The organism is Vibrio sp. SCSIO 43133, from assembly GCF_023716845.1.
GTDB classification, from domain to species: domain Bacteria; phylum Pseudomonadota; class Gammaproteobacteria; order Enterobacterales; family Vibrionaceae; genus Vibrio; species Vibrio mediterranei.
Map to the genome: position 1 here is coordinate 354,042 of NZ_CP068024.1, position 20,583 is coordinate 374,624.

Annotated in this window: 26 protein-coding genes; 9 read left to right on the top strand and 17 right to left on the bottom strand. The window is 43.9% G+C overall.

Annotation, left to right across the window (positions count from 1 at the left end; translation table 11 throughout):
- Positions 1–34: 34 nt before the first annotated feature.
- The 12 genes from mgtE to JKJ11_RS01910 all read right to left on the bottom strand — a co-directional run bounded on the left by mgtE (position 35) and on the right by JKJ11_RS01910 (position 9,237).
- A complete protein-coding gene (gene mgtE, locus JKJ11_RS01855; protein WP_124940562.1) occupies positions 35–1,393 on the bottom strand; it encodes a magnesium transporter in 1,359 nt (452 codons plus the stop codon).
- 125 nt (positions 1,394–1,518) lie between these two features.
- A complete protein-coding gene (locus JKJ11_RS01860; RefSeq protein ID WP_006073260.1) occupies positions 1,519–1,794 on the bottom strand; it encodes an HPr family phosphocarrier protein in 276 nt (91 codons plus the stop codon).
- Positions 1,795–1,805: 11 nt separating this feature from the next.
- Positions 1,806–2,663 (bottom strand): RNase adapter RapZ, encoded by an 858-nt coding sequence (rapZ, locus tag JKJ11_RS01865; protein ID WP_124940563.1) that lies wholly within the window; start codon positions 2,661–2,663, stop codon positions 1,806–1,808.
- A 16-nt stretch (positions 2,664–2,679) separates the two neighbouring features.
- Complete coding sequence (gene ptsN / locus JKJ11_RS01870; protein WP_006073263.1) at positions 2,680–3,126, bottom strand: PTS IIA-like nitrogen regulatory protein PtsN; 447 nt, start codon at positions 3,124–3,126, stop codon at positions 2,680–2,682.
- 1 nt (position 3,127) lies between these two features.
- Positions 3,128–3,415 carry a ribosome hibernation promoting factor gene (hpf, locus tag JKJ11_RS01875; protein ID WP_006073271.1) on the bottom strand — a complete coding sequence of 96 codons (288 nt, stop codon included), beginning with the start codon at positions 3,413–3,415 and terminating at the stop codon, positions 3,128–3,130.
- 25 nt (positions 3,416–3,440) lie between these two features.
- Positions 3,441–4,910, bottom strand: coding sequence for an RNA polymerase factor sigma-54 (locus tag JKJ11_RS01880; protein WP_006073273.1), 1,470 nt, complete (start codon positions 4,908–4,910; stop codon positions 3,441–3,443).
- 46 nt (positions 4,911–4,956) lie between these two features.
- Complete coding sequence (gene lptB / locus JKJ11_RS01885; protein ID WP_006073275.1) at positions 4,957–5,682, bottom strand: LPS export ABC transporter ATP-binding protein; 726 nt, start codon at positions 5,680–5,682, stop codon at positions 4,957–4,959.
- A gap of 8 nt (positions 5,683–5,690) precedes the next feature.
- On the bottom strand, positions 5,691–6,188 hold the full coding sequence (gene lptA, locus JKJ11_RS01890) for a lipopolysaccharide transport periplasmic protein LptA (RefSeq protein ID WP_006073277.1): 498 nt from the start codon (positions 6,186–6,188) through the stop codon (positions 5,691–5,693).
- Positions 6,169–6,732: an LPS export ABC transporter periplasmic protein LptC gene (gene lptC, locus JKJ11_RS01895; RefSeq protein WP_006073281.1), complete on the bottom strand. Its 564-nt coding sequence runs from the start codon at positions 6,730–6,732 to the stop codon at positions 6,169–6,171. Before lptC ends, lptA begins: the two co-directional genes overlap by 20 nt.
- Positions 6,729–7,286, bottom strand: coding sequence for a 3-deoxy-manno-octulosonate-8-phosphatase KdsC (gene kdsC / locus JKJ11_RS01900; RefSeq protein WP_006073282.1), 558 nt, complete (start codon positions 7,284–7,286; stop codon positions 6,729–6,731). Before kdsC ends, lptC begins: the two co-directional genes overlap by 4 nt.
- On the bottom strand, positions 7,286–8,257 hold the full coding sequence (locus JKJ11_RS01905) for a KpsF/GutQ family sugar-phosphate isomerase (protein WP_086027636.1): 972 nt from the start codon (positions 8,255–8,257) through the stop codon (positions 7,286–7,288). The genes kdsC and JKJ11_RS01905 overlap by 1 nt, the downstream gene beginning before the upstream one ends.
- Before the next feature lie 8 nt (positions 8,258–8,265).
- A complete protein-coding gene (locus JKJ11_RS01910) occupies positions 8,266–9,237 on the bottom strand; it encodes a calcium/sodium antiporter (RefSeq protein WP_006073285.1) in 972 nt (323 codons plus the stop codon).
- Positions 9,238–9,529: 292 nt separating this feature from the next.
- Here JKJ11_RS01910 and mlaF point away from each other — a divergent pair, with 292 nt between their 5' ends.
- From mlaF to JKJ11_RS01950, 8 genes are all read left to right on the top strand, one after another.
- Positions 9,530–10,324: a phospholipid ABC transporter ATP-binding protein MlaF gene (gene mlaF, locus JKJ11_RS01915; RefSeq protein WP_124940565.1), complete on the top strand. Its 795-nt coding sequence runs from the start codon at positions 9,530–9,532 to the stop codon at positions 10,322–10,324.
- A gap of 1 nt (position 10,325) precedes the next feature.
- Positions 10,326–11,114, top strand: a complete 789-nt coding sequence (mlaE, locus tag JKJ11_RS01920; protein WP_006073293.1) for a lipid asymmetry maintenance ABC transporter permease subunit MlaE — start codon at positions 10,326–10,328, stop codon at positions 11,112–11,114.
- A gap of 17 nt (positions 11,115–11,131) precedes the next feature.
- Positions 11,132–11,614 carry an outer membrane lipid asymmetry maintenance protein MlaD gene (gene mlaD / locus JKJ11_RS01925; protein ID WP_006073296.1) on the top strand — a complete coding sequence of 161 codons (483 nt, stop codon included), beginning with the start codon at positions 11,132–11,134 and terminating at the stop codon, positions 11,612–11,614.
- A 4-nt stretch (positions 11,615–11,618) separates the two neighbouring features.
- Positions 11,619–12,260 (top strand): phospholipid-binding protein MlaC, encoded by a 642-nt coding sequence (gene mlaC, locus JKJ11_RS01930; RefSeq protein ID WP_006073300.1) that lies wholly within the window; start codon positions 11,619–11,621, stop codon positions 12,258–12,260.
- Positions 12,257–12,559 carry an STAS domain-containing protein gene (locus JKJ11_RS01935; protein ID WP_420883067.1) on the top strand — a complete coding sequence of 101 codons (303 nt, stop codon included), beginning with the start codon at positions 12,257–12,259 and terminating at the stop codon, positions 12,557–12,559. The genes mlaC and JKJ11_RS01935 overlap by 4 nt, the downstream gene beginning before the upstream one ends.
- A 9-nt stretch (positions 12,560–12,568) precedes the next feature.
- A complete protein-coding gene (gene ibaG / locus JKJ11_RS01940; protein ID WP_006073308.1) occupies positions 12,569–12,823 on the top strand; it encodes a BolA family iron metabolism protein IbaG in 255 nt (84 codons plus the stop codon).
- Positions 12,824–12,832: 9 nt separating this feature from the next.
- Positions 12,833–14,101: a UDP-N-acetylglucosamine 1-carboxyvinyltransferase gene (gene murA / locus JKJ11_RS01945; RefSeq protein ID WP_006073309.1), complete on the top strand. Its 1,269-nt coding sequence runs from the start codon at positions 12,833–12,835 to the stop codon at positions 14,099–14,101.
- Positions 14,102–14,172: 71 nt separating this feature from the next.
- Positions 14,173–14,901: a 1-acylglycerol-3-phosphate O-acyltransferase gene (locus tag JKJ11_RS01950; protein ID WP_006073311.1), complete on the top strand. Its 729-nt coding sequence runs from the start codon at positions 14,173–14,175 to the stop codon at positions 14,899–14,901.
- Between the two features lie 49 nt (positions 14,902–14,950).
- Here JKJ11_RS01950 and JKJ11_RS01955 read toward each other — a convergent pair whose 3' ends face one another.
- The 5 genes from JKJ11_RS01955 to arcA form a co-directional block, all read right to left on the bottom strand.
- The gene (locus JKJ11_RS01955; protein WP_038228906.1) at positions 14,951–15,340 is read right to left on the bottom strand and encodes a RidA family protein; all 390 of its coding nucleotides are present in this window, start codon (positions 15,338–15,340) and stop codon (positions 14,951–14,953) included.
- A gap of 105 nt (positions 15,341–15,445) precedes the next feature.
- Positions 15,446–15,907 (bottom strand): aspartate carbamoyltransferase regulatory subunit, encoded by a 462-nt coding sequence (gene pyrI / locus JKJ11_RS01960; protein ID WP_006073314.1) that lies wholly within the window; start codon positions 15,905–15,907, stop codon positions 15,446–15,448.
- A gap of 12 nt (positions 15,908–15,919) precedes the next feature.
- Positions 15,920–16,849: an aspartate carbamoyltransferase gene (gene pyrB, locus JKJ11_RS01965; RefSeq protein WP_006073315.1), complete on the bottom strand. Its 930-nt coding sequence runs from the start codon at positions 16,847–16,849 to the stop codon at positions 15,920–15,922.
- Between the two features lie 300 nt (positions 16,850–17,149).
- Complete coding sequence (gene argF, locus JKJ11_RS01970) at positions 17,150–18,154, bottom strand: ornithine carbamoyltransferase (RefSeq protein ID WP_006073317.1); 1,005 nt, start codon at positions 18,152–18,154, stop codon at positions 17,150–17,152.
- Between the two features lie 123 nt (positions 18,155–18,277).
- Positions 18,278–19,498 carry an arginine deiminase gene (gene arcA / locus JKJ11_RS01975; protein ID WP_006073318.1) on the bottom strand — a complete coding sequence of 407 codons (1,221 nt, stop codon included), beginning with the start codon at positions 19,496–19,498 and terminating at the stop codon, positions 18,278–18,280.
- 563 nt (positions 19,499–20,061) lie between these two features.
- On the opposite strand from arcA, the gene rraB reads away from it, so the two are divergent.
- Complete coding sequence (gene rraB, locus JKJ11_RS01980) at positions 20,062–20,478, top strand: ribonuclease E inhibitor RraB (protein WP_038228909.1); 417 nt, start codon at positions 20,062–20,064, stop codon at positions 20,476–20,478.
- Positions 20,479–20,583: the final 105 nt, after the last annotated feature.

The window sequence follows — 20,583 nt, forward strand, 5'->3', positions numbered from 1 at the left end:
TAACCTGCTGGTTACGCCCTTTTTGTATCTAGCATTAGCTGATCATTATGGTAGCTAAGCCTAAGAAGACCGAAAGACCAACAACATCGGTAATGGTCGTAAGAGCCATTCCGCCCGCTAAGGCAGGGTCAATATTCATTTTTTTGAGCAGAATAGGGATGGTAACGCCAGCAATGCCAGCAACCAGTAAATTGGTCATCATGGCGGCAGAGATAATCCCGCCTAACATCCAATCACCTTTCCAAGCTACTACGATACCACCGATAATTAGAGCCCAGAGGACACCATTGAGAAAGCCGATGGCGGCTTCTTTGAGTAGCAGTTCTCGACGGTTACTGTCACCGATATGACCCAAAGCTAAGCCTCGGATTACGAGGGCAACGGTTTGGTTACCTGCAACCCCTCCCATGGAAGGTACAATAGTCATCAAGACTGCTATCGCTGCCATCTGCTCTAATGTGGCCTCAAACATATTGGAGACAGATGCTGCTGCTAAAGCGGCAAGTACGTTGGCGCCTAGCCAAACACTGCGTCGACGAGCAGATTTCACAACCGGCGCAAAGGTATCTTCATCGTCATCCATGCCCGCCATACTCATCATTGAGTGTTCGGCGTCTTCTCGGATAATATCGACCACGTCATCGATGGTGATACGACCGACTAGGTGGTGTTCGCTATCGACAACAGGGGCAGAGACCCAGTCGCGTCGTTCAAATAACGAGGCAACGTCCGAATCGCTAGTTTCAACATGGATTGCCTCATCGGCATCGTCCATGACATCGACGACTTTGACATCGGGCTGAGTGGTTAAAAGTGTGGTCAAAGAAAGGTGACCAATCAGCATGTCTTCTTCGTCTATCACATACAGTGCGTCTGTCGCTTCCGGTAGCTCACCTTTCATGCGCAGGTAACGTAGAACCACATCGACATCGACATCGCCACGAATAGTGATTACATCGGTATTCATGATACCGCCGGCGGTATCTTCTGGGTAAGAAAGGGCGGTCTCGACACGCAAACGGTCTGCGGTGTCCATTTGTGACAGGACTTCGCGCGATACGGTATCAGGCAGACTACGTAGGACATAAGCTACGTCATCGGTGTCCATGCCTTCCGTTGCTTCAGCCAGTTTTTCTGGCGCCATTTTGGAGACTAGACTATCTTTGACGTCCTCATTGAGTTCATCAAGGATTTCACCATAGTCTTCAGGGTCGGTGAGTTGCCACAGGACTTCACGACTTTTACGTGGAGAGGCTTCTAGAAGATGGGCAATATCTTCAGGCTCCATGTCCTGAAGTTGTCTTCTTACGTAAACGAAGCGGCCATTTTCTAGCGCTTCACTAACTTCTTGGAGGGTTTGGTGAGCTTGATCGAATTCTATTTGCTCCGCCATGGATGCCCCCTACACTCAACTGCTTTTTAATGTATTGAATAGTAGCTTAATTTTGGGTTCAAGTAACCTACAGGGCGCGAAGAAGTTATCGGAGAGTGGAAATAAAACAGAAAAGTGTGCGGAATCTATTCGTCTTCGTCAAAACGGTGTTCAACCAACTCGCATACCGCTTGCAGAGCATCCTCAGCCTGGTTTCCTGACGCTTTAATGGTGATGTTCTCACCTTGAGCAGACTCGAGCATAAGAAGACCCATCACGCTATCTGCTGTCGCTTCTTTCTGTTCATGATTACAAATCGTCACGGTTGCCTCGAAGCTCTGTGCTAATTCTACTAACTTGACCGCAGCACGAGCATGCAAACCAAGACGATTTTGAATGAGAACAGTGCGAGATAGTGACATTTGGATTCCTGTTAGTTGTTTTTCTCTAGCGATGCGTGACGAATTTTTACTTGATGGCCGAGCTGAGCAAAATATTCACCAATCTGCTGAGTGATATAAACAGAGCGGTGTTTACCGCCGGTACAACCAATTGCGACTGTTAGATAGCTGCGATTGTTCTTTTCCAGTTGAGGTAGCCAACGTTCAACAAAGCCTTGAATTTGTTGTTTCAACTCGATGACGTCAGGATAAGCTTCTAGGAAAGACTTAATCGGTGCATCTAACCCAGTCATAGGTCTTAATTCTGGCTGCCAATGTGGATTGGGGAGAAAACGAACATCAAATACGTAATCTGCATCACTTGGCATACCGTATTTAAACCCAAACGATTGGAAAACCATGACAAGATCTTTCTTCTCTTGGCCTTCTAATTCAAAACGAATAGCTTCGCTTAAGTCGTGTATGGATTGTTCACTCGAATCAATGATGTAGTCAGCATGCTCTTTGATGGGTTTGAGAAGTGTGTGCTCTACATCAATAGCCTGTTCAAGTGACAGTTTATCTTTACGCTGAGAAAGAGGGTGGATACGACGAGTTTCACTGTAGCGTTTTAACAACACTGGCTTTGACGCATCAAGGAAAAGCACTTTGACGTCATGTTGTTTAGACAATTGTTTCAACTTAGAGGTTAAGTTATTCAGGTTGTCAGGCAGGTTACGAATATCAATACTGACGGCAACACTTTGTTGGGAATCTTTCGATGAATCCACAAAGGCTTCTAGTAAATCGATTGGTAGGTTATCAACGCAGTAGTAACCAGAATCTTCTAGCACTCGCAACGCCACACTTTTACCTGCGCCTGAATGTCCACTTACAACGACTAATCGCATTTTTTCTCAGCTTGTTCTAATGGCTAACAATAATATCGTAAAGCTCTTGATCGGATTGAGCATTACGAAGTTGCTTTAGGACAGTTTTATCATTTAATCGCTCTGCCATACATGACAAAGTCTTTAAATGTTCTTTACACTGCGCATCTGGAACTAGCAGTGCGAACATAAGGTCAACTGGGCGGTTATCAATAGAGTCGAAGTCAACGGGCGCTTGGCACTGAAGTAACACCGCAACCGCTTTATCGCTGTCATGCATTCTAGCATGAGGAATAGCAATACCATTGCCAATACCAGTGCTACCCACTTTTTCACGGCTCAACATGCATTCGAACAGTTCAGTAGAGTTTTGACCAGTATGCTCTGCAGCGATTTCGCTAATAATTTCTAAGGCGCGTTTTTTACTCGTACAAGGGACTGCACTTTTGGTGCAGTCCAGAGTTAATACTTCACTTATTTGCATTTTAGTGATTACTTAATTTTTCTTTATGCTTGTTCAATTGTCTGACGAGCTTATCGACTAGCGCGTCAATGGCAGCATACATACTTTCATCATTTGCCGCCGCATGAATTTCAGCTTGATTAACGTGGAGCGTAGCTTCTGCGATCTGGTTTAATTTTTCAACTTTTAATATGACGTTAATGCTATTTATATGATCGAAAAAACGTTCCAGTTTTTGGAATTTACTCTGAACGTAGTCCTGCATTGACTCAGTGACATCGACGTGGTGGCCTTCAATTTGAATTTGCATAGACTTTCCTTCTTAGTTATTGGCCTTAAAGTAGGCGTTTACGCTGACTGGAAGGGGCGATGCCCAACGACTCACGGTATTTCGCTATTGTTCGTCTAGCAACCTGAATTCCTTGGTCAGCTAGTTGCGCTGCGATTTTACTATCGCTCAATGGCTTGGCTGGATTTTCAGCAGCGACAAGCTTCTTGATTAGTGCTCGAATGGCTGTCGAGGAACACTCGCCGCCATTGTCAGTCGATACGTGGCTTGAGAAGAAATACTTCAGCTCAAAAATGCCGCGTGGGGTATGCATATATTTCTGAGTGGTCACTCGAGAAATCGTCGATTCATGCATGTCTACAGCAAGGGCAACATCGTTGAGAACCATAGGTTTCATTGCCTCTTCACCGTATTCAAAAAAGTCATGCTGATGTTCGACAATGCATTTAGCGACTTTGAGTAAAGTTTCATTGCGACTTTCAAGGCTCTTAATCAACCATTTCGCTTCCTGCAAATTAGAGCGAATATATTGGCTGTCAGCACTGTTGCCTGTACCGAGCTTCGCGTATTGTTGATTCACTTTCAGTCTTGGAACACTGTCCGGGTTAATCTGAACTATCCATTTTCCGCGGTCTTTAAATACGGAGACATCAGGCACTACGTACTCAGTTTCATCAGGTGTTATCTTACTGCCTGGTCTAGGGTCAAGCTGTTGGATTAGCTTCAAAACTTCTCGAAGATCCGCTTCCTTAAGCTTCGTCTCTTTAATCACGAGTTTGTAATCACGGTTACCCAGTTGATCGATATGATCAGACAAGACCAACTTAGCTTCAGCGAGCCATGGAGTGTCTTCAGGGAAAGTCGCGAGTTGCAGTAATAGGCAATCTTGCAGATTAAGAGATGCAACGCCTAGTGGATCGAATTGCTGAACGCGTTTTCTTACCGCTTCAATTTCATCAAGCTCAACATCCTCAATATCGACACTATCGAGAATCTCTTCACAGGACAGGGTCAGATAGCCGTAATCATCGACAGCATCAATGATGGCTAAGGCGATGGCACGATCTGTTTCAGTAAATGGCGTGAGGTCTAATTGCCAAACTAAGTAGTCTTGAAGAGACTGTGTGGTTTCACCTTGATATATTGGCATGTCATCATCAGCGGCAATACCCGTGTTACCGGTATTGGCACTATAGACATCATCCCAAGTGGTATCCATTTCAAGTTCTGTCGATATTTCAGAACTTTCAATTTGCTCAGAGCTATCTTTCGGTTCTGGTTCGCTAACTGGCTCTGCAGATACTTCTTCTTTACTTTCAGGGCTCGACTTTTCCTCATTAGAAGGCGGTGCTTCTTCCGCGGTTTCTTCCACGTCAAGTAATGGGTTTGAGTCTAGGGCCTCTTGAATCTCTTGTTGCAGATCGAGCGTCGACAATTGCAGCAAGCGAATTGCTTGTTGCAACTGGGGCGTCATTGCTAACTGTTGACCTAGCTTGAGTTGTAATGAGGGTTTCATGCAGTATTGCTAGCCTATTATTAAAATTTTATCCAAGCCTATTAAATCATAGTCTGAATTGTTCACCGAGATAAACCTGTTTTACGTGTTCATTATTGAGAACATCTTCAGGACTTCCTTCGGCAATTAGATGACCTTGGCTCACAATGTATGCTTTTTCACACACATCTAAGGTTTCACGAACGTTATGGTCGGTGATAAGAACTCCTAAGCCTCTATCGCGTAAGTGCTCGATGATCTTCTTAATATCAATCACTGAAATTGGGTCGACACCCGCAAACGGCTCATCCAGTAAGATGAATTGTGGGTTAGCGGCTAGAGCCCTAGCAATTTCGACACGTCGACGTTCGCCGCCAGACAACGCCATCCCAGCACTTTTTCGAATGTGCTGAATATTGAACTCATCCAGCAGGTCCTCTAGCTTATCTTGTCGCTCTTCTTGAGTGATCTCATTACGAGTCTCAAGCACTGCCATAATGTTGTTTTCAACACTGAGCTTTCTGAAAATGGAGGCTTCTTGTGGCAGGTAGCCAATGCCCATTTTGGCGCGGCTATGCATTGGGAGAATACTAATATCTTCTCCGTCAATAGTGATGGTGCCTTCATCACGGGCAACCAGACCAACAATCATATAAAACGACGTAGTTTTACCTGCGCCGTTAGGGCCCAGCAATCCCACTATCTGACCAGACTCAACCGAAAGACTAACGTCTGAGACCACTTTACGGTTTTTATAGCTTTTTGCTAAATGTGTCGCTTTCAATAACGCCATAAATACAATTACTTCTCTTGAATCTGTTGTGGTTGAAGCACAGTAGATACTCTTCCTTTCGAGTCGCCATCAGCGATGAGTTTTTGTGATGAGATTCTGTACTTAATGACACTGCCACGAATGATACTGTCGTCTTGAGATAGCATCGCTTTATTTGTCATGGTCAATTGATCGTTTTTCAGTGAGTAATGTAACTGTTTTGCTTCACCATATAAGGTTTTGCCGTCGTCAGTAAGTTGCGAAAATGTCGCTAGATCGCCAAAACCTTCGATAACCTGAATTGTGCCCGTTTCTGCTTCACGTGTAACAATCACTTTATCGGCATTGATGTTAATACTACCTTGTTTAAGCTTTACATCGCCTTCGAAGGTTACTTGGTTGCTTTTCATATCAAGCTGCTGAGAGTCAGAGTCAATATACACCGGTTGCTCTGAGTCTGTTGATAATGCCATTGCTGATATAGGTAAAAGTAAGCAAATACCTAAACTAAGGTGTGAGAGTTTCATATCTACTGTTCACTTTGTTATAAACCTCGGCGATATTGTCTGCGAAATTTCCTTTCATCGCTTCGCCGCGTGTTTCAAATTGAGGGCCGAGCATAATGACTTTGGTATCGGACCAAAAGTCTCTGTTGGTTAGTTTAATGCTCATCTTCTGTGTTGATAGTGTATCAAATCCTGACTCTGGTAATAGATTTTGAGCTAGAACATTGTCGTATAAAGTGAGTACTTCATCCTTGTCTAAAATGGCTTTATCTGCGGAAATTTCCCACTCTTTTGTTGTACCATTCGCGTAAATAGACAATACAGGACTTTCAAAAATAGTATTCCCTTTTTGAGCGAAATGTTCCAGATGTACGGAGTTGATCGTATAGCTTCGAATACCGGTATCAGAGTAAGAAATGTTATGGACATTTATTCCACTGAAAGCTGGCAGTTCAATATCAGGGACAATCTGAATCGTGCTCGATTCATCCTTGGTGTACAAATAAACCGCACACCCAATAGAAATAATGGCAAGTAGACTATAAAGAATACGAGACAAACTCATATACTAAGACCTTTGTGAAGCTCTAGTTCGCCCTTTGATTCTAGGATCAGATCACAAACTTCCCTAACTGCACCGCGTCCACCCGGAATCGTAGTGACGTGATCCGCTTTTCTGGCTAGCAGTGGATGTCCATCCGCCACGCAGATGCTTAAGCCGACCTGCGCCATGACAGGCCAATCAATAAGATCATCACCGATGTAAGCCGTTTTCGATGCTGGGATAGCAAGCTTTTGGCAAATATCTTGGTATGCGGTGACTTTGTCATCTTGCCCTTGGTAAATCAAAGAAATACCCAGTGCGGTCATACGATTTTCAACGATCTGTGAGCGACGGCCTGTAATGATGGCTACTTCTACGCCCGCACTCATTAAAGCTTTAATACCGTAACCGTCACGAGTATGAAAGGTTTTGAGCTCTTCACCTTGGTTGCCCATATAAATCAAGCCATCGGAGAAGACGCCATCCACGTCGCAAATCAGGAGTTTGATGTCTGCTGCTTTATCGTAAGTGGATGAAGCCACCAAACCATAGAGCGTTTCAACTTGTTTAGACACTACATTACTCCTGCTTTTAATAAGTCATGCATATTGAGTGCACCCACGACTTTGTTATCATCGAGTAGTACAAGACCGTTAATATTCTTCGATTGCATTAAGTTTAACCCTTCAGCCGCTAGCATATTAGGCGCAGCAGTGGTTGGGTTAACGGTCATGACCTCGCCAATGGTGGTGTCATGAATATCGACTCGTTTATCAAGAATACGTCGCAAGTCTCCATCGGTAAAGATACCTAGCAAGTTCATATCGTTGTCCACGATAGTTGTCATGCCTAGTCCTTTATCGGAAATTTCTAGTAGTGCGTCGCGTACCAAGGTCTGCGGACCGACGACAGGCAGCGCTTTACCTGAATGCATGATATCACTCAGTTTAAGTAGTAACTTACGACCCAATGCGCCGCCCGGATGAGACAGGGCAAAGTCTTCTTCACCGAAGCCACGAGCTTCTAATAAGGCGATGGCTAATGCATCTCCCATAACCAGAGTTGCCGTCGAGCTAGAAGTAGGTGCTAGGCCAAGTGGGCACGCTTCTTTAGGAACAGTGATTTGCAAATGAAAATCAGAGAGCTTTGCCATGTTAGATTCAGGCTTTCCAGTCATACTTACCGTAGTAATACCAAGGCGCTTAAAGACAGGAAACAAACTAATGATTTCGTGTGACTCACCAGAGTTAGAGATGGCGATAACGAGATCGCGAGCTTCAATCATACCCAAATCGCCGTGAGCAGCTTCTCCTGGGTGGACAAAAAACGCTGATGTGCCAGTGCTAGCAAGCGTAGCCGCAATTTTCTTACCAATGTGTCCTGATTTACCCATCCCCATGACAATAACCTTGCCTTGGTGGTTGAGAATCGCATCACATACCGATTCAAATTGCTCGTCAAAGTAGCGCTCAAGGTGTTGAAGTGCTTGTACTTCGGTATCTAAAACACGCTTTGCCGCGCTAACATAATCAAAACCAGACATGATAACCGCTCCTAAGCTGCCATATTAGCGAATAGATAAACCTGATAACCAAGGAATAGCACGAACAAAATAAAGCCTTCGATTCGATTAATGCTCTTAGATTTGCCCAGTGCCATTACAACCAGTAATAGCGAAACGGCCAGCATAACCCAGAAATCACGGCCCATAGCATGTTCACTGAGTATAGAAGGGTTAATGATACCTGGAATACCCATAACGGCGAGGATGTTGAAGACGTTTGAACCTATGATGTTACCTACCGCCATATCATCTTCGCCTTTTAGAACACCAGCAAGAGAAGCGGCCAGTTCTGGTAGGCTGGTACCAATCGCGATAATTGTTAGACCAATAACAAGGTCGCTCATACCAAAATACTGGGCGATCGTTACGGCGCTATCTACCAGTCTATCTGCTGCGATAGGGAGGATGATTAGGCCAATCACCACCCACATGGCTGCTTTAGCGTTACTCACACCTTCTGGAATTTCGGACTCTTGGTCTTCCAGCATGGCGTCATTGTTACCACTCTCTTTTTCTGCTTTGCTGATACGAAGCATGGCAAGGATAAATGCGCCAAATAAGGCAAACAGAATAATACCTTCATAGAAACCAAGGTGGCTATCCCAAAGAATAAGACCCGCGATAAGCGTTACCGCGATCATTAAAGGTAGCTCGCGTCTCAGAACCGCAGATGAAATAGAAAGAGGCTTAATCATGGCCGTAATACCAAGAATAAGCGCAATATTGGCGATGTTGGAGCCTAGTACGTTACCAACCGCAGTATCCGTTTTCCCTTCTAGGGCGGCGGTGGCCGAAACCATCATTTCTGGCGCTGATGACCCCATAGCAAGAATAGTCATACCGATAACTAGTGGCGAAATACCCACATTGCGTGCCAGTGCCGCGGCGCCGAATACTAATTTATCAGCACTCCAAACGAGAAAAACCAGTCCAATTATCAGAAACACTACGGCTTCAAGCATGTTTTTATCCACTTCTATTTTTCTGAGACATTTGGCGGCTAATTTTGACGGTTTGTCGGCCAAAATGGAAGCTAATCAACAAATAAAATAACAATAGTGCGCCGAAGCTAATACGCTAATAGATAGACTAAGGTTAGGAGCGAAGTCATAAATGCGTGTAATGACGCAAGTTTGTTGTAATGGGGTTTGACTCTGTAATTATCCAACCATTTGGATATAAGGGTTTTAATTGTCCGCTTGTATCATTATTATTGTTTAGCATAGGACTACTGTTAGGATGATAAGGAAATGTATGTCAAACAATGACTTGGTTTCCGTTAAGGGACTGACTTTTGCGCGTGGCTCACACGTCATTTTTGATGACGTCGAGTTGCATGTACCCAAAGGTAAGATAACAGCCATCATGGGACCATCGGGAATTGGTAAAACAACATTACTTCGTCTGATCGGTGGACAAATCTCGCCTGACCATGGGGAGATTTGGTTCGAAGGCGACAATATTCCTACGCTTTCTAGAAAACGTCTTTACCATGTTCGCAAGAAAATGAGCATGCTATTCCAATCGGGTGCACTATTTACCGACCTTAACGTCTTTGACAATGTCGCGTTTCCTTTGCGTGAGCATACAGAACTGAGTGAGTCGATGATTCGTACTTTAGTGCTGCTAAAGTTAGAGGCTGTCGGATTACGTGGGGCATCTCAACTTATGCCAAGTGAACTTTCTGGAGGCATGGCAAGACGTGCGGCGCTCGCAAGAGCTATTGCGCTTGATCCTGAATTAATCATGTACGATGAGCCCTTTGTTGGTCAGGACCCTATAACGATGGGAGTGCTGGTGGAGCTTATTGGCAAGTTGAACAAGGCACTAGACCTTACCTCTATTGTTGTTTCTCATGATGTTCCTGAAGTTATGTCCATCGCAGATTGGGTTTACTTGCTCGCTGATGGAAAAGTTGTTGCTTGTGGTACTCCTGATGAATTGAGAAGTAACCCTGATGCTCGAGTCCAACAGTTCTTGCTCGGCGAAGCCGATGGACCCGTTCCATTTCGTTATCCAGCAAAAGCATTAACTGAGGAGCTGTTCTAATATGTCGTTTCCTTCAGTATGGATTCAAAAAGTCGGTCAGCGAACTTTATCTCTTTGCCAATCATGGGGTAGGGCAACCTTTATGCTATTTGGTGTCCTGTTTTCCAAACCACAGCCCAAAAAGCACTTTCCACTATTAATAAAACAGCTGCATAACGTTGGTGTGCAATCATTGGCCATTATTATGGTATCAGGGCTGTTTATTGGAATGGTCCTCAGCCTGCAAGGGTATGTAGTTCTCGTCGATTATGGGGCGGAAGGCAGTTTAGGACAGATGGTGGCGTTATCGCTATTAAGAGAGTTGGGTCCAGTTGTTACTGCACTATTATTTGCTGGGCGTGCAGGCTCGGCACTAACCGCTGAAATTGGCTTAATGAAAGCCACTGAACAGTTATCGAGCATGGAAATGATGGCCGTTGATCCTCTTAAACGAGTGATCTCGCCTCGTTTTTGGGCCGGGGTTATTTCCATGCCGCTATTGGCTATGATCTTTATGGCGATAGGTATTTGGGGGGGCCAACTGGTTGGTGTGGACTGGAAAGGTATCGATCACGGCAGTTTTTGGTCAGCGATGCAATCGTCCGTAGAGCTGGGTCGAGACATTGGTAATAGCGTCATTAAGTGTTTGGTGTTTGCGATTACGGTGACGTGGATCGCGCTATTTAATGGGTATGATGCCATACCGACTTCGGAAGGTATTAGTCAGGCGACAACGAGAACCGTCGTGCACTCATCTTTGGCGGTATTAGGTTTAGATTTTGTGCTTACAGCACTGATGTTTGGCAATTAAGAGTAAAGGACAATTCAATGCAACAAACCAGAAAGTTAGAATTGTGGGTAGGCAGTTTTGTCATCATCGGACTTTGCGCAATCTTGTTTATGATTTTTCAGGTTGCTGACGTGAAAGGGTTGGGCTCAGGGGATACTTATAAGCTGGAAGCAAGGTTCGATAATATCGGTAGCCTAAAAGTTCGTTCTCCTGTGAAAGTTGGTGGCGTCGTTATTGGCCGAGTCAGTGATATTAGTCTTGATAAGGAGAGCTATTTACCGGTGGTAACCTTATCTATTAGCTCGGACTACCGTTTCCCAGATACCTCGAGTGCACAAGTGCTAACATCAGGGTTGATTGGTGAGCAATATATAGGTCTAGTGCCTGGGTTTATCTTTGATGATGAAGGTTATCTAGCCGATGGTGACAGAATTGAAGACACCAAATCAGCGTTGGTGCTCGAAGATATGATAGGTCAAGTGCTCTATAGCATTGGCGGTTCCGATGAGAAAAAGGAGTAAAGTGATGTTCAACAAATGTTTACTGATATTTAGTGCCTTGATGCTCTCATTTGGTCTACATGCTAATGAGATTGATGCCACCAAGCCCTATGACATGATGCAGAAAGTCGCCGATAAAGCGTTTACTCGTTTAGCGAATGAGCAAGAGCAAATTCAGAAAAATCCTGACTATCTTAAGGTGGTAGTCGAAGAGGAACTAATGCCTTACGTGAACGATCGCTATGCGGCGTTGAAGCTACTGGGTCCTAACTTAAAAGGTGCTAAACGAGAAGATGTGTTAGAGTTTGCCAGAGCATTTCGAGAGTACTTGATTACTTCTTATGCGCAAGTTTTAACCCAATATACTGGACAGGATGTTCAATTTGGTCCAGAACCAAAAATTGATGATAAGACGACCATTATCGGTGTTCGTGTGACAATTATGGACTCACCGAGACCTAATATTAATCTCGAGTTTAAACTCAGAAAGGATAAGAAAACAGGCGAATGGAAGGCCTTTGATATGATTGCAGAAGGCATTAGTTTGCTCTCTAGCAAGCAATCTGAATGGAACAGCAAAATTCGTCAAGATGGCATATTAGCGGTAGCAGAAGAACTTGAGCAGTTGGCACAGGCGCCGATTCGTTTTGAAGGCAGCAAAAAATAATGGACACTAAATTAGTGGTTCGTAACGAAGGTGTATTAGAGCTAATTGGTAACGTTGATCGTGATACTGTACCAGAGCTTTGGAATACTATTCAAAGCGTTAATTTTGATGAGCCTGAGATGGAATTGGCGTTAGATAAAGTAAAACGGTTCGATTCTGCGGGATTGGTGATGCTAATTCACTTATTAGAGCATGCAAAAAATCGAAAGTGTCATATAATGCTCAGCTTCGTGCCCGATGAGCTGAAAATACTGTTTCAGCTGTATAACGTTGAATCAGTTATTGAGAAACACATTTAGGAGTATCTTGTGGATAGCACAAAAGTACAGGAACTATTACAAAACGCATTGAACCTAGAAGAGCTACACGTAAAAGGTGAAGGTAGCCACTACGAAGTGATTGCGGTAGATGCTCAATTTGAAGGCATGAGCCGAGTTAAAAAGCAGCAGATGATCTATGGTCCTCTGATGGATTATATTCAGCGTAATGACATCCACGCAGTTTCAATTAAAGCCTATACTCCAGAAGAGTGGGCTCGTGATAAAAAGCTGATGTCTTTGTAAGGTTTATTAATGGATAAGTTTCGAGTTATTGGATCGGATCAGCCGTTATCTGGCGAAGTGTCGATCTCAGGTGCTAAAAATGCAGCACTGCCTATTTTATTCGCTTCTATTCTGGCTGAGGAGCCTGTAGAAGTGGCCAACGTACCACATCTTCGTGACATTGATACGACTATGAAACTACTTAGCCGTTTAGGTGCCAAAGTGCATCGCAACGGTTCTGTTCATGTTGATGGTAGCCAGATTAACGAGTTGTGTGCACCTTATGACTTGGTGAAAACCATGCGTGCATCGATTTGGGCATTAGGTCCACTGGTTGCTCGTTTTGGCAAAGGACAAGTTTCACTTCCTGGTGGCTGTGCCATTGGTGCGCGTCCGGTAGATTTACATATTCATGGTCTTGAGCAGCTCGGTGCCACCATCACATTAGAAGATGGTTATGTGAAAGCGGAAGTGGAAGGTCGATTGAAGGGTGCTCACATTGTGATGGACAAAGTGAGCGTTGGTGCGACTATCACGATAATGTGTGCTGCAACATTGGCTGAAGGTACTACTGTACTTGATAATGCGGCTCGTGAACCTGAAATCGTCGATACCGCTGATTTCTTGAACAAGCTAGGCGCAAAAATCACTGGAGCAGGTACCGATACTATCACTATCGAAGGTGTAGAACGTCTTGGTGGTGGCAAGCACTCTGTTGTTCCAGATCGCATTGAAACAGGCACTTTCCTAGTAGCGGCAGCGGTATCAGGCGGTAAGATTGTTTGTCGCAATACGCATGCTCATCTATTAGAAGCGGCATTAGCTAAGTTAGAAGAAGCTGGGGCTAAGATCGAGACTGGCGATGACTGGATCTCATTGGATATGACCGATAGAGAGCTTAAAGCGGTTTCAATTCGTACTGCTCCACACCCTGGCTTCCCTACAGATATGCAAGCTCAGTTTACTTTGCTTAATATGATGGCAAAAGGTGGCGGTGTGATTACCGAAACGATTTTTGAAAATCGTTTTATGCACGTTCCTGAGCTAATGCGTATGGGCGCAAAAGCAGAAATTGAAGGCAACACTGTGATTTGTGGTGATGTTGAATCATTGAGTGGTGCACAAGTGATGGCGACTGACCTGCGAGCTTCGGCAAGCTTGGTTATCGCTGGTTGTATTGCGCATGGTGAGACAATTGTAGACCGTATTTATCATATCGATCGTGGTTATGAGCGTATTGAAGATAAGCTGTCTGCACTAGGTGCTAACATCACACGTATCGCGGGTTCTGCTGAATAATAACGATAGATTATAAATAGCCGAAATCTTAAGGTTTCGGCTTTTTTTTGAAGCCATTAGCGGAGACCAAAATGGTTGCTTTCCTACGCTGCATTGCAGTGGCGATATTTGCGGTAATTATGTTCGTATTTGGATGTGGTTACTGTTTACTTAGTCCGAGAAATCCTAAACACGTGTTTACGTTTGGGCGTTATTTTGGCGCTATGTCGAAGATCTTTGGTATTAAACTCGATCTTCGTTTACCTGAAGATGCCTACAAACGCGGTCAACACATCTATATCGCTAATCACCAGAACAACTGGGATTTGTTTACGGTATCTTCTGCCGTTACACCAAATGTGGTAACTGTTGGTAAAAAGAGCCTGCTATGGATGCCATTCTTTGGTCAGCTTTATTATTTAACAGGTAATATTCTGATTGATCGTGCCAACCGCAGTAAAGCGAAAGGTACGATTGACCAAGTTGTTGATAGCATGAAGAAAAGTAACCTTTCAGTTTGGATGTTCCCGGAAGGTACACGCTCTCGTGGACGCGGCTTATTGCCATTTAAAACGGGTGCTTTTCATGCAGCGATTGGGGCTAAGACACCAATCATTCCTATTGTGTGTAGCAGTACGAGCCATCTAAAGCTTAATAAGTGGGATAATGGTCATATCATCGTTGAGATGCTGCCACCTATCTCGATCGAAGGCTACGGCAAAGAAGATGTGAGAAAACTGGCGAATGTATGCCGAGAGCAGATGGCAGAGAAGCTAGAGCAGCTTGATGCTGAAGTTGCTGAGTTAAACAGCAAAAAATAACACTAAAAAGGGTTGTCAATGACAACCCTTTTTTAATACATAGCAGAACTTACTTACGTACTGCGATAGCTTCGATTTCAATCTTCACATCTTTAGGAAGACGAGCAACTTCAACACAAGAACGCGCAGGGTAGTTAGCCACTTGGTGCTCGTCAAAGAACTTACCATACACTTCGTTTACTGTACCAAAGTCGTTGAGATCTTTAACGAAAACCGTCATTTTTACGATGTCTGAAACCGTTAGGCCAGATGCTTCAACAACCGCTTTTACGTTGTCTAGAGACTGACGTGCTTGCTCAGCGATATCTTCTGACACTTCACCCGTTTGCGGATTTACTGGGATCTGACCTGAAGTCAGTACCATGTTACCAAGGTCGACACCTTGTACGTAAGGACCGATTGCTGCTGGTGCAGATTCTGTATGAAGTACTTTTGTCATCGTTTTATCCATTGTTCTGTGAATTCAAAGAGAGTCTAGACTGCCTCTAGGCTCAATAAAAATCAAGCCTACAATGTGTAGGCTTGTTTAATAATCGTGTCATTCTTAGCTTTCAGTAACGATCTCACGCGAATAGACTTTTTCGCAGTATTTGCATTTGAGACGAATGTCTTGATGTTTCTCGAACACCTTAAAGCTACTGTCTACGGGTTCATTGTGAGTAATGCAGTTGCTATTAGGGCACTCGAATACTCCCGTGATTGTTTCTGGCAGTTTTAACGCCAGCTTTTTACACACTTCATAGTTTTCAATTTGGTTGACGGTAGCATGTGGTGCATAGAGTGCCAGCTTGTTCGCTTGTTCTTCAGTGATAAACACGTTCTCTATCTTTAATAGATCCTTACAACCTAATGCTGAAGAAGGAAGGTTTAGACCAATCGTGACACGCTGTTTGGATTGATCCATAGCGAACAGTTTGAGAACTTTGATGCCAATGTTTGCTGGGATATGGTCGATAACCGTGCCGTTTTTAATTGCTTCTACTTGCAACTGGGTTTCTTTAGACATGATCAATCCTCCTTAAAGCGTTTCGTTTAGAACTAGAGCGAGTAGAGCTTCACGGGCGTACACACCGTTTTCAGCTTGTTGGAAATAATACGCATAAGGCGTTTTATCTACGTCGACAGTAATCTCGTCAACTCGTGGCAACGGATGGAGCACTTTTAGGTTATCGCGCGCGCCTTTCAATGTATCAGCAGAGAGAATATAAGCCGATTTAATGTGTGCGTATTCAGACTCATCAAAACGCTCTTTCTGTACTCGCGTCATATATAGAACATCCAGTTCAGATACTACACTTTCCATGTCGGTATGCAGGCTAAATTGGATGCCAGCTTCTTCAAGCTCTTCACAGATATAGTCAGGCATCGCAAGTGCATCGGGAGCGATAAAGAAAAAGCGAACGTTATTGAATTTCGCTAGGGCTTGCGTTAACGAGTGTACCGTGCGGCCGTATTTCAAATCACCAACAAAGGCAACGTTGATATCATCTAAACGACCCTGGGTTTCGTAGATGCTGTATAGGTCTAGCAGTGTTTGTGTTGGATGTTGGTTGGCACCATCACCTGCGTTGATAACTGGTACACCGTTTGAGAATTCAGAAGCCAGACGTGCCGCACCTTCTTGTGGGTGACGCATGACAAACGCATCAACATAAGACGAAATAACCTGAACTGAATCTGCCAGTGTTTCACCTTTTTTAGCAAGCGAGGTATTGCCACCGCTATCGAAACCAATCACGTCTCCGCCGATACGTTGAATGGCGGTTTCAAATGACAGACGCGTACGTGTTGAAGGTTCAAAGAAACAGCTAGCAACAACCTTGTTTTTGATGAGTTCAGGTTGAGGGTTTGATTTTAGTTGACCGGCTGTCTGTACAATGAGTTCTAGCTCGTCACGTGACAACTCTGGAATTGAGATAATGTGCTTTTGAAAGAGCGTATTCGCCATGTTTATCTTCCCTATAGTTAAAACCAGACCAGATGGATATTCCAAGTGCGAAAGGCGTACGCTCAATCACAGCTAGGAATGCAGGCATAAAAAAACCCCCCATAATGGGAGGTTTAGTAATCAACAGGAAATAATAACGGTGCGTGATAAGCAAAAAGCTTATCGAGAGCGTGATGTGTTGTAAAACTCGCTTGCGCCATTGATTGTTCCCCAGACAAATTGCGGAGAATTATACGCCTAAAAATCGTGAGCGCAAGCGATTACATCAAAGGTTTATAGTTAAACTGCAAGTGAATTTGACTAGCTGCCTAATGTGGCGACCATGACGGCTTTGATGGTGTGCATTCGGTTTTCGGCTTCATCGAATACGATGGAGTAATCCGATTCGAATACATCATTTGTGACTTCGAGACCATTCAAGCCATATTTTTCGGCGATTTCTTTACCTATTGTGGTTTGGTCATCATGAAATGCAGGTAAGCAGTGCATAAATTTCACATCTTTGTTATTGGTAGCTTTAATCGTATCCATGTTTACCTGATACGGTTTCATTAAGGCAATACGCTCTTCCCACGCCGAGGCTGACTCGCCCATAGAGACCCAAACGTCCGTATACAAGAAGTCACAATCGGCTACACCTTGTTGTACGTCCTCGGTGAGAGTAATCGAAGCACCTGTTGATAGTGCGATAGTTTGACATTCATCAACGAGGCTTTGCTCTGGCCAAAAAGCTTTTGGCGCAACCAAACGAATATCCATTCCCATTTTTGCGGCACCGACCATTAGAGAGTTCCCCATGTTGTTGCGAGCATCCCCTAAGTAGGCAAATTTAATTTGGTGTAATAACTTGCCTTTGCCGTGCTCTAGCATGGTTAAAAAGTCAGCGAGAATTTGCGTTGGGTGGAATTCATTGGTTAAACCGTTCCAAACAGGTACGCCAGCGTGAGCGCCTAGCTCTTCAACGATATCTTGTCCAAAACCACGATACTCAATGCCATCGTACATACGACCTAGTACACGAGCCGTGTCTTTCATCGATTCCTTATGGCCTATTTGGGAGCCGGAAGGGCCGATGTAAGAGACTTGAGCACCTTGATCAAAAGCGGCAACTTCAAAAGCACATCGGGTACGAGTCGAGGCTTTTTCGAAGATCAGTGCGATGTTTTTCCCTACCAGTTTTTTTTGCTCTGTGCCGGCATATTTAGCGGCTTTAAGATCTTTAGACAGGTCGAGAAGAAACTGAATCTCTTTTGGTGAATAGTCGAGAAGCTTGAGAAAATTCCTATTTCGTAAGTTGTAAGCCATGATTCGTACCCTTTTATTTAGTTTCTTGGTTTATTTATACATAAAAATTCTTTTATTGTGAATAAGTATTTTAATTTAATGCAATAAAAGCCCCTAATAGGGGCTTTTGATAAATAATTATGTTTAAATGCCATCTCGTTCGATTGGACAGCTCATACAACGTGCTCCGCCCCGACCACGTCCTAGCTCATTACCTGGGATGGTTAGGACCTGAATGCCCGCTTTGTCATACTTTTCATTAGTATACACATTTCTCTCGTAACCGATAACGACACCGGGTTTGACGGTGAGCACATTGTTAGCATCATTCCATTGCTCGCGTTCTGCTTCGTAGTTATCACCACCCGTAGTGATGATCTTCAATTGATCAACGTTGAGAGCACTTTCTAGGGCTTTAAGATAGTTAGGTAATTTTTCAACTTGCATTTGGCCTTTGCTGTCGGCGGTTAGACGCCAAGTATCAAGTTTGTCGTTGATGATCTCTGGGTAAACTGAGAAGGTATCCACGTCCATATGAGTCATAACGGTATCAAGATGCATGCAAGAGCGATGTTTCGGAAGGTCAATGGCAATGACCTGAGACGCTTGTCCGGATTTAAATAGATTCGCCGCCAAGTTTTCCACGCCCTGTGGGGTGGTGCGCTCAGAGATACCAATTAATACAGCACCTTTACCAATAACAAGAACGTCACCGCCCTCGATGTTGGCGTTATCATAATGAAGATCTTCATCGCCGAAATATTTAATGAAGTCTTGACCTGCGAAGGTTGGATGCCAGCGATAAATAGCTCTTAGATGATTTGTCTCGCGTTGACGAGCGGGCTTCATCATTGGGTTCAACGATACGCCACCATACACCCAGCAAGAGGTATCACGGGTGAAAAGGTGGTTTGGCAGTGGCTCAATGACAAAATCAAGCGGCTTACTCATCTTTTGTAATATAGAAGGGGTTTTTATTGGTAGCTCAGAGTATGCGAGGCCGCCCAACAAAATAGTTGCTAAGTGCTCATCGTCCATTTCTGTCAGATAGTTACGAAGTTCGTTAGCGAAGATAGGACCATAACGGAAATCAGAAATCTGCGTTTCGAGAAGCCATTCCTTCGCTTCAGGGACGGCAAGAGTCTCTACTAATAAATCGTGAAGCAGCAGTACTTCCACATCTTGGCTGCGTAATGTATTGGCAAAAGCGTCATGCTCTTCACCAGCGGCTTCTACAGCCAGTACATCATCAAACAGTAGTTCATGGCAGTTTGATGGCGTGAGGTGGGTTAGGGCGCGTTCTGGACGGTTTAACAATACACGGCGTAATTGGCCTACTTCCGACCCAACGTACAACTTACTCATTGTGATTCCTTTCAGTTTTGATTGCGCTATTTATGACAAGCTTGTTATCAAGATGCAAGTCAAAATGTCAGTGTTTGTTACTGCAAAATCTTAAAATTGCAGTGATATTGTGGATTTAAGTAGAGAAATGCAGATAAATTTTTTATAAGAGAGTTGTGCTAGTTTCTGTGAATTCTTGCTTGAGTATGCAGGCCTCTTGAGCAGTTTTAATGCAATATTCATGAATGATATGTGCATAAAAAAACGTAAATTTGCAGAAAATACTGGGTATTGTGACTAAAGCAAAACCAGGTCAAAGTTAAGAATAGAGTGTTTGATATGCAAAATTGCCTCATAACCTTTCTGGGCGATTGTTGCTGATTAGCTATGGCTTTTGTCTAAGTTTATGCTGAAATCAGAGGTAAGTAATGAAATGTTAAAATTATGTTTCTGTGATCTCGATCTTGCTCGGTTTGAGTTCGATAACTGAAAAATAGTCAGGAAAGATCTCGGTTTGATCTTTCGATTTCAGCTGACTTCTCGTATCATTCATGCCGATAACCTATTTATAGCTGGAGCACTTTATGTCTCAACAAGATGAGTATATGTCCGTTGAAGATTTGATCGAAATTCAAAAGGAAGAAACTCGCGATATCATTCAGGCCTTAATTGAAGATGGAAGTGATCCAGAGGCATTGTATGAGATCGAACACCACCTGTTTGCTGAAGATTTCGATCGTCTTGAGAAGGCGGTTGTTGAAGCGTTCAAAATGGGCTTCGAAGTGCTAGAAGCGGAAGAGACCGAAGACGAAGACGGTAACAAACTGTTGTGCTGCGACGCGACAATGGAATCGACTCTGAATGCAGAGCAGATTGACGCACAAGTTGAAAAGCTAGTGAACTTAGCTGAGAAGTACGACATCATCTATGACGGTTGGGGTACATACTACGAGGGCGAAGATGCTCTTTATACCGATGAAGATGAAGGCGACGAAGAGTAAGCCTTAATTGTTGTTGAAAGGCCAGCTTAGCTGGCCTTTTTGCTATCTGGTGGGTTCAACTATCTTTCGATAACGGATTTGATTATACTGCGCTAAATATGATCT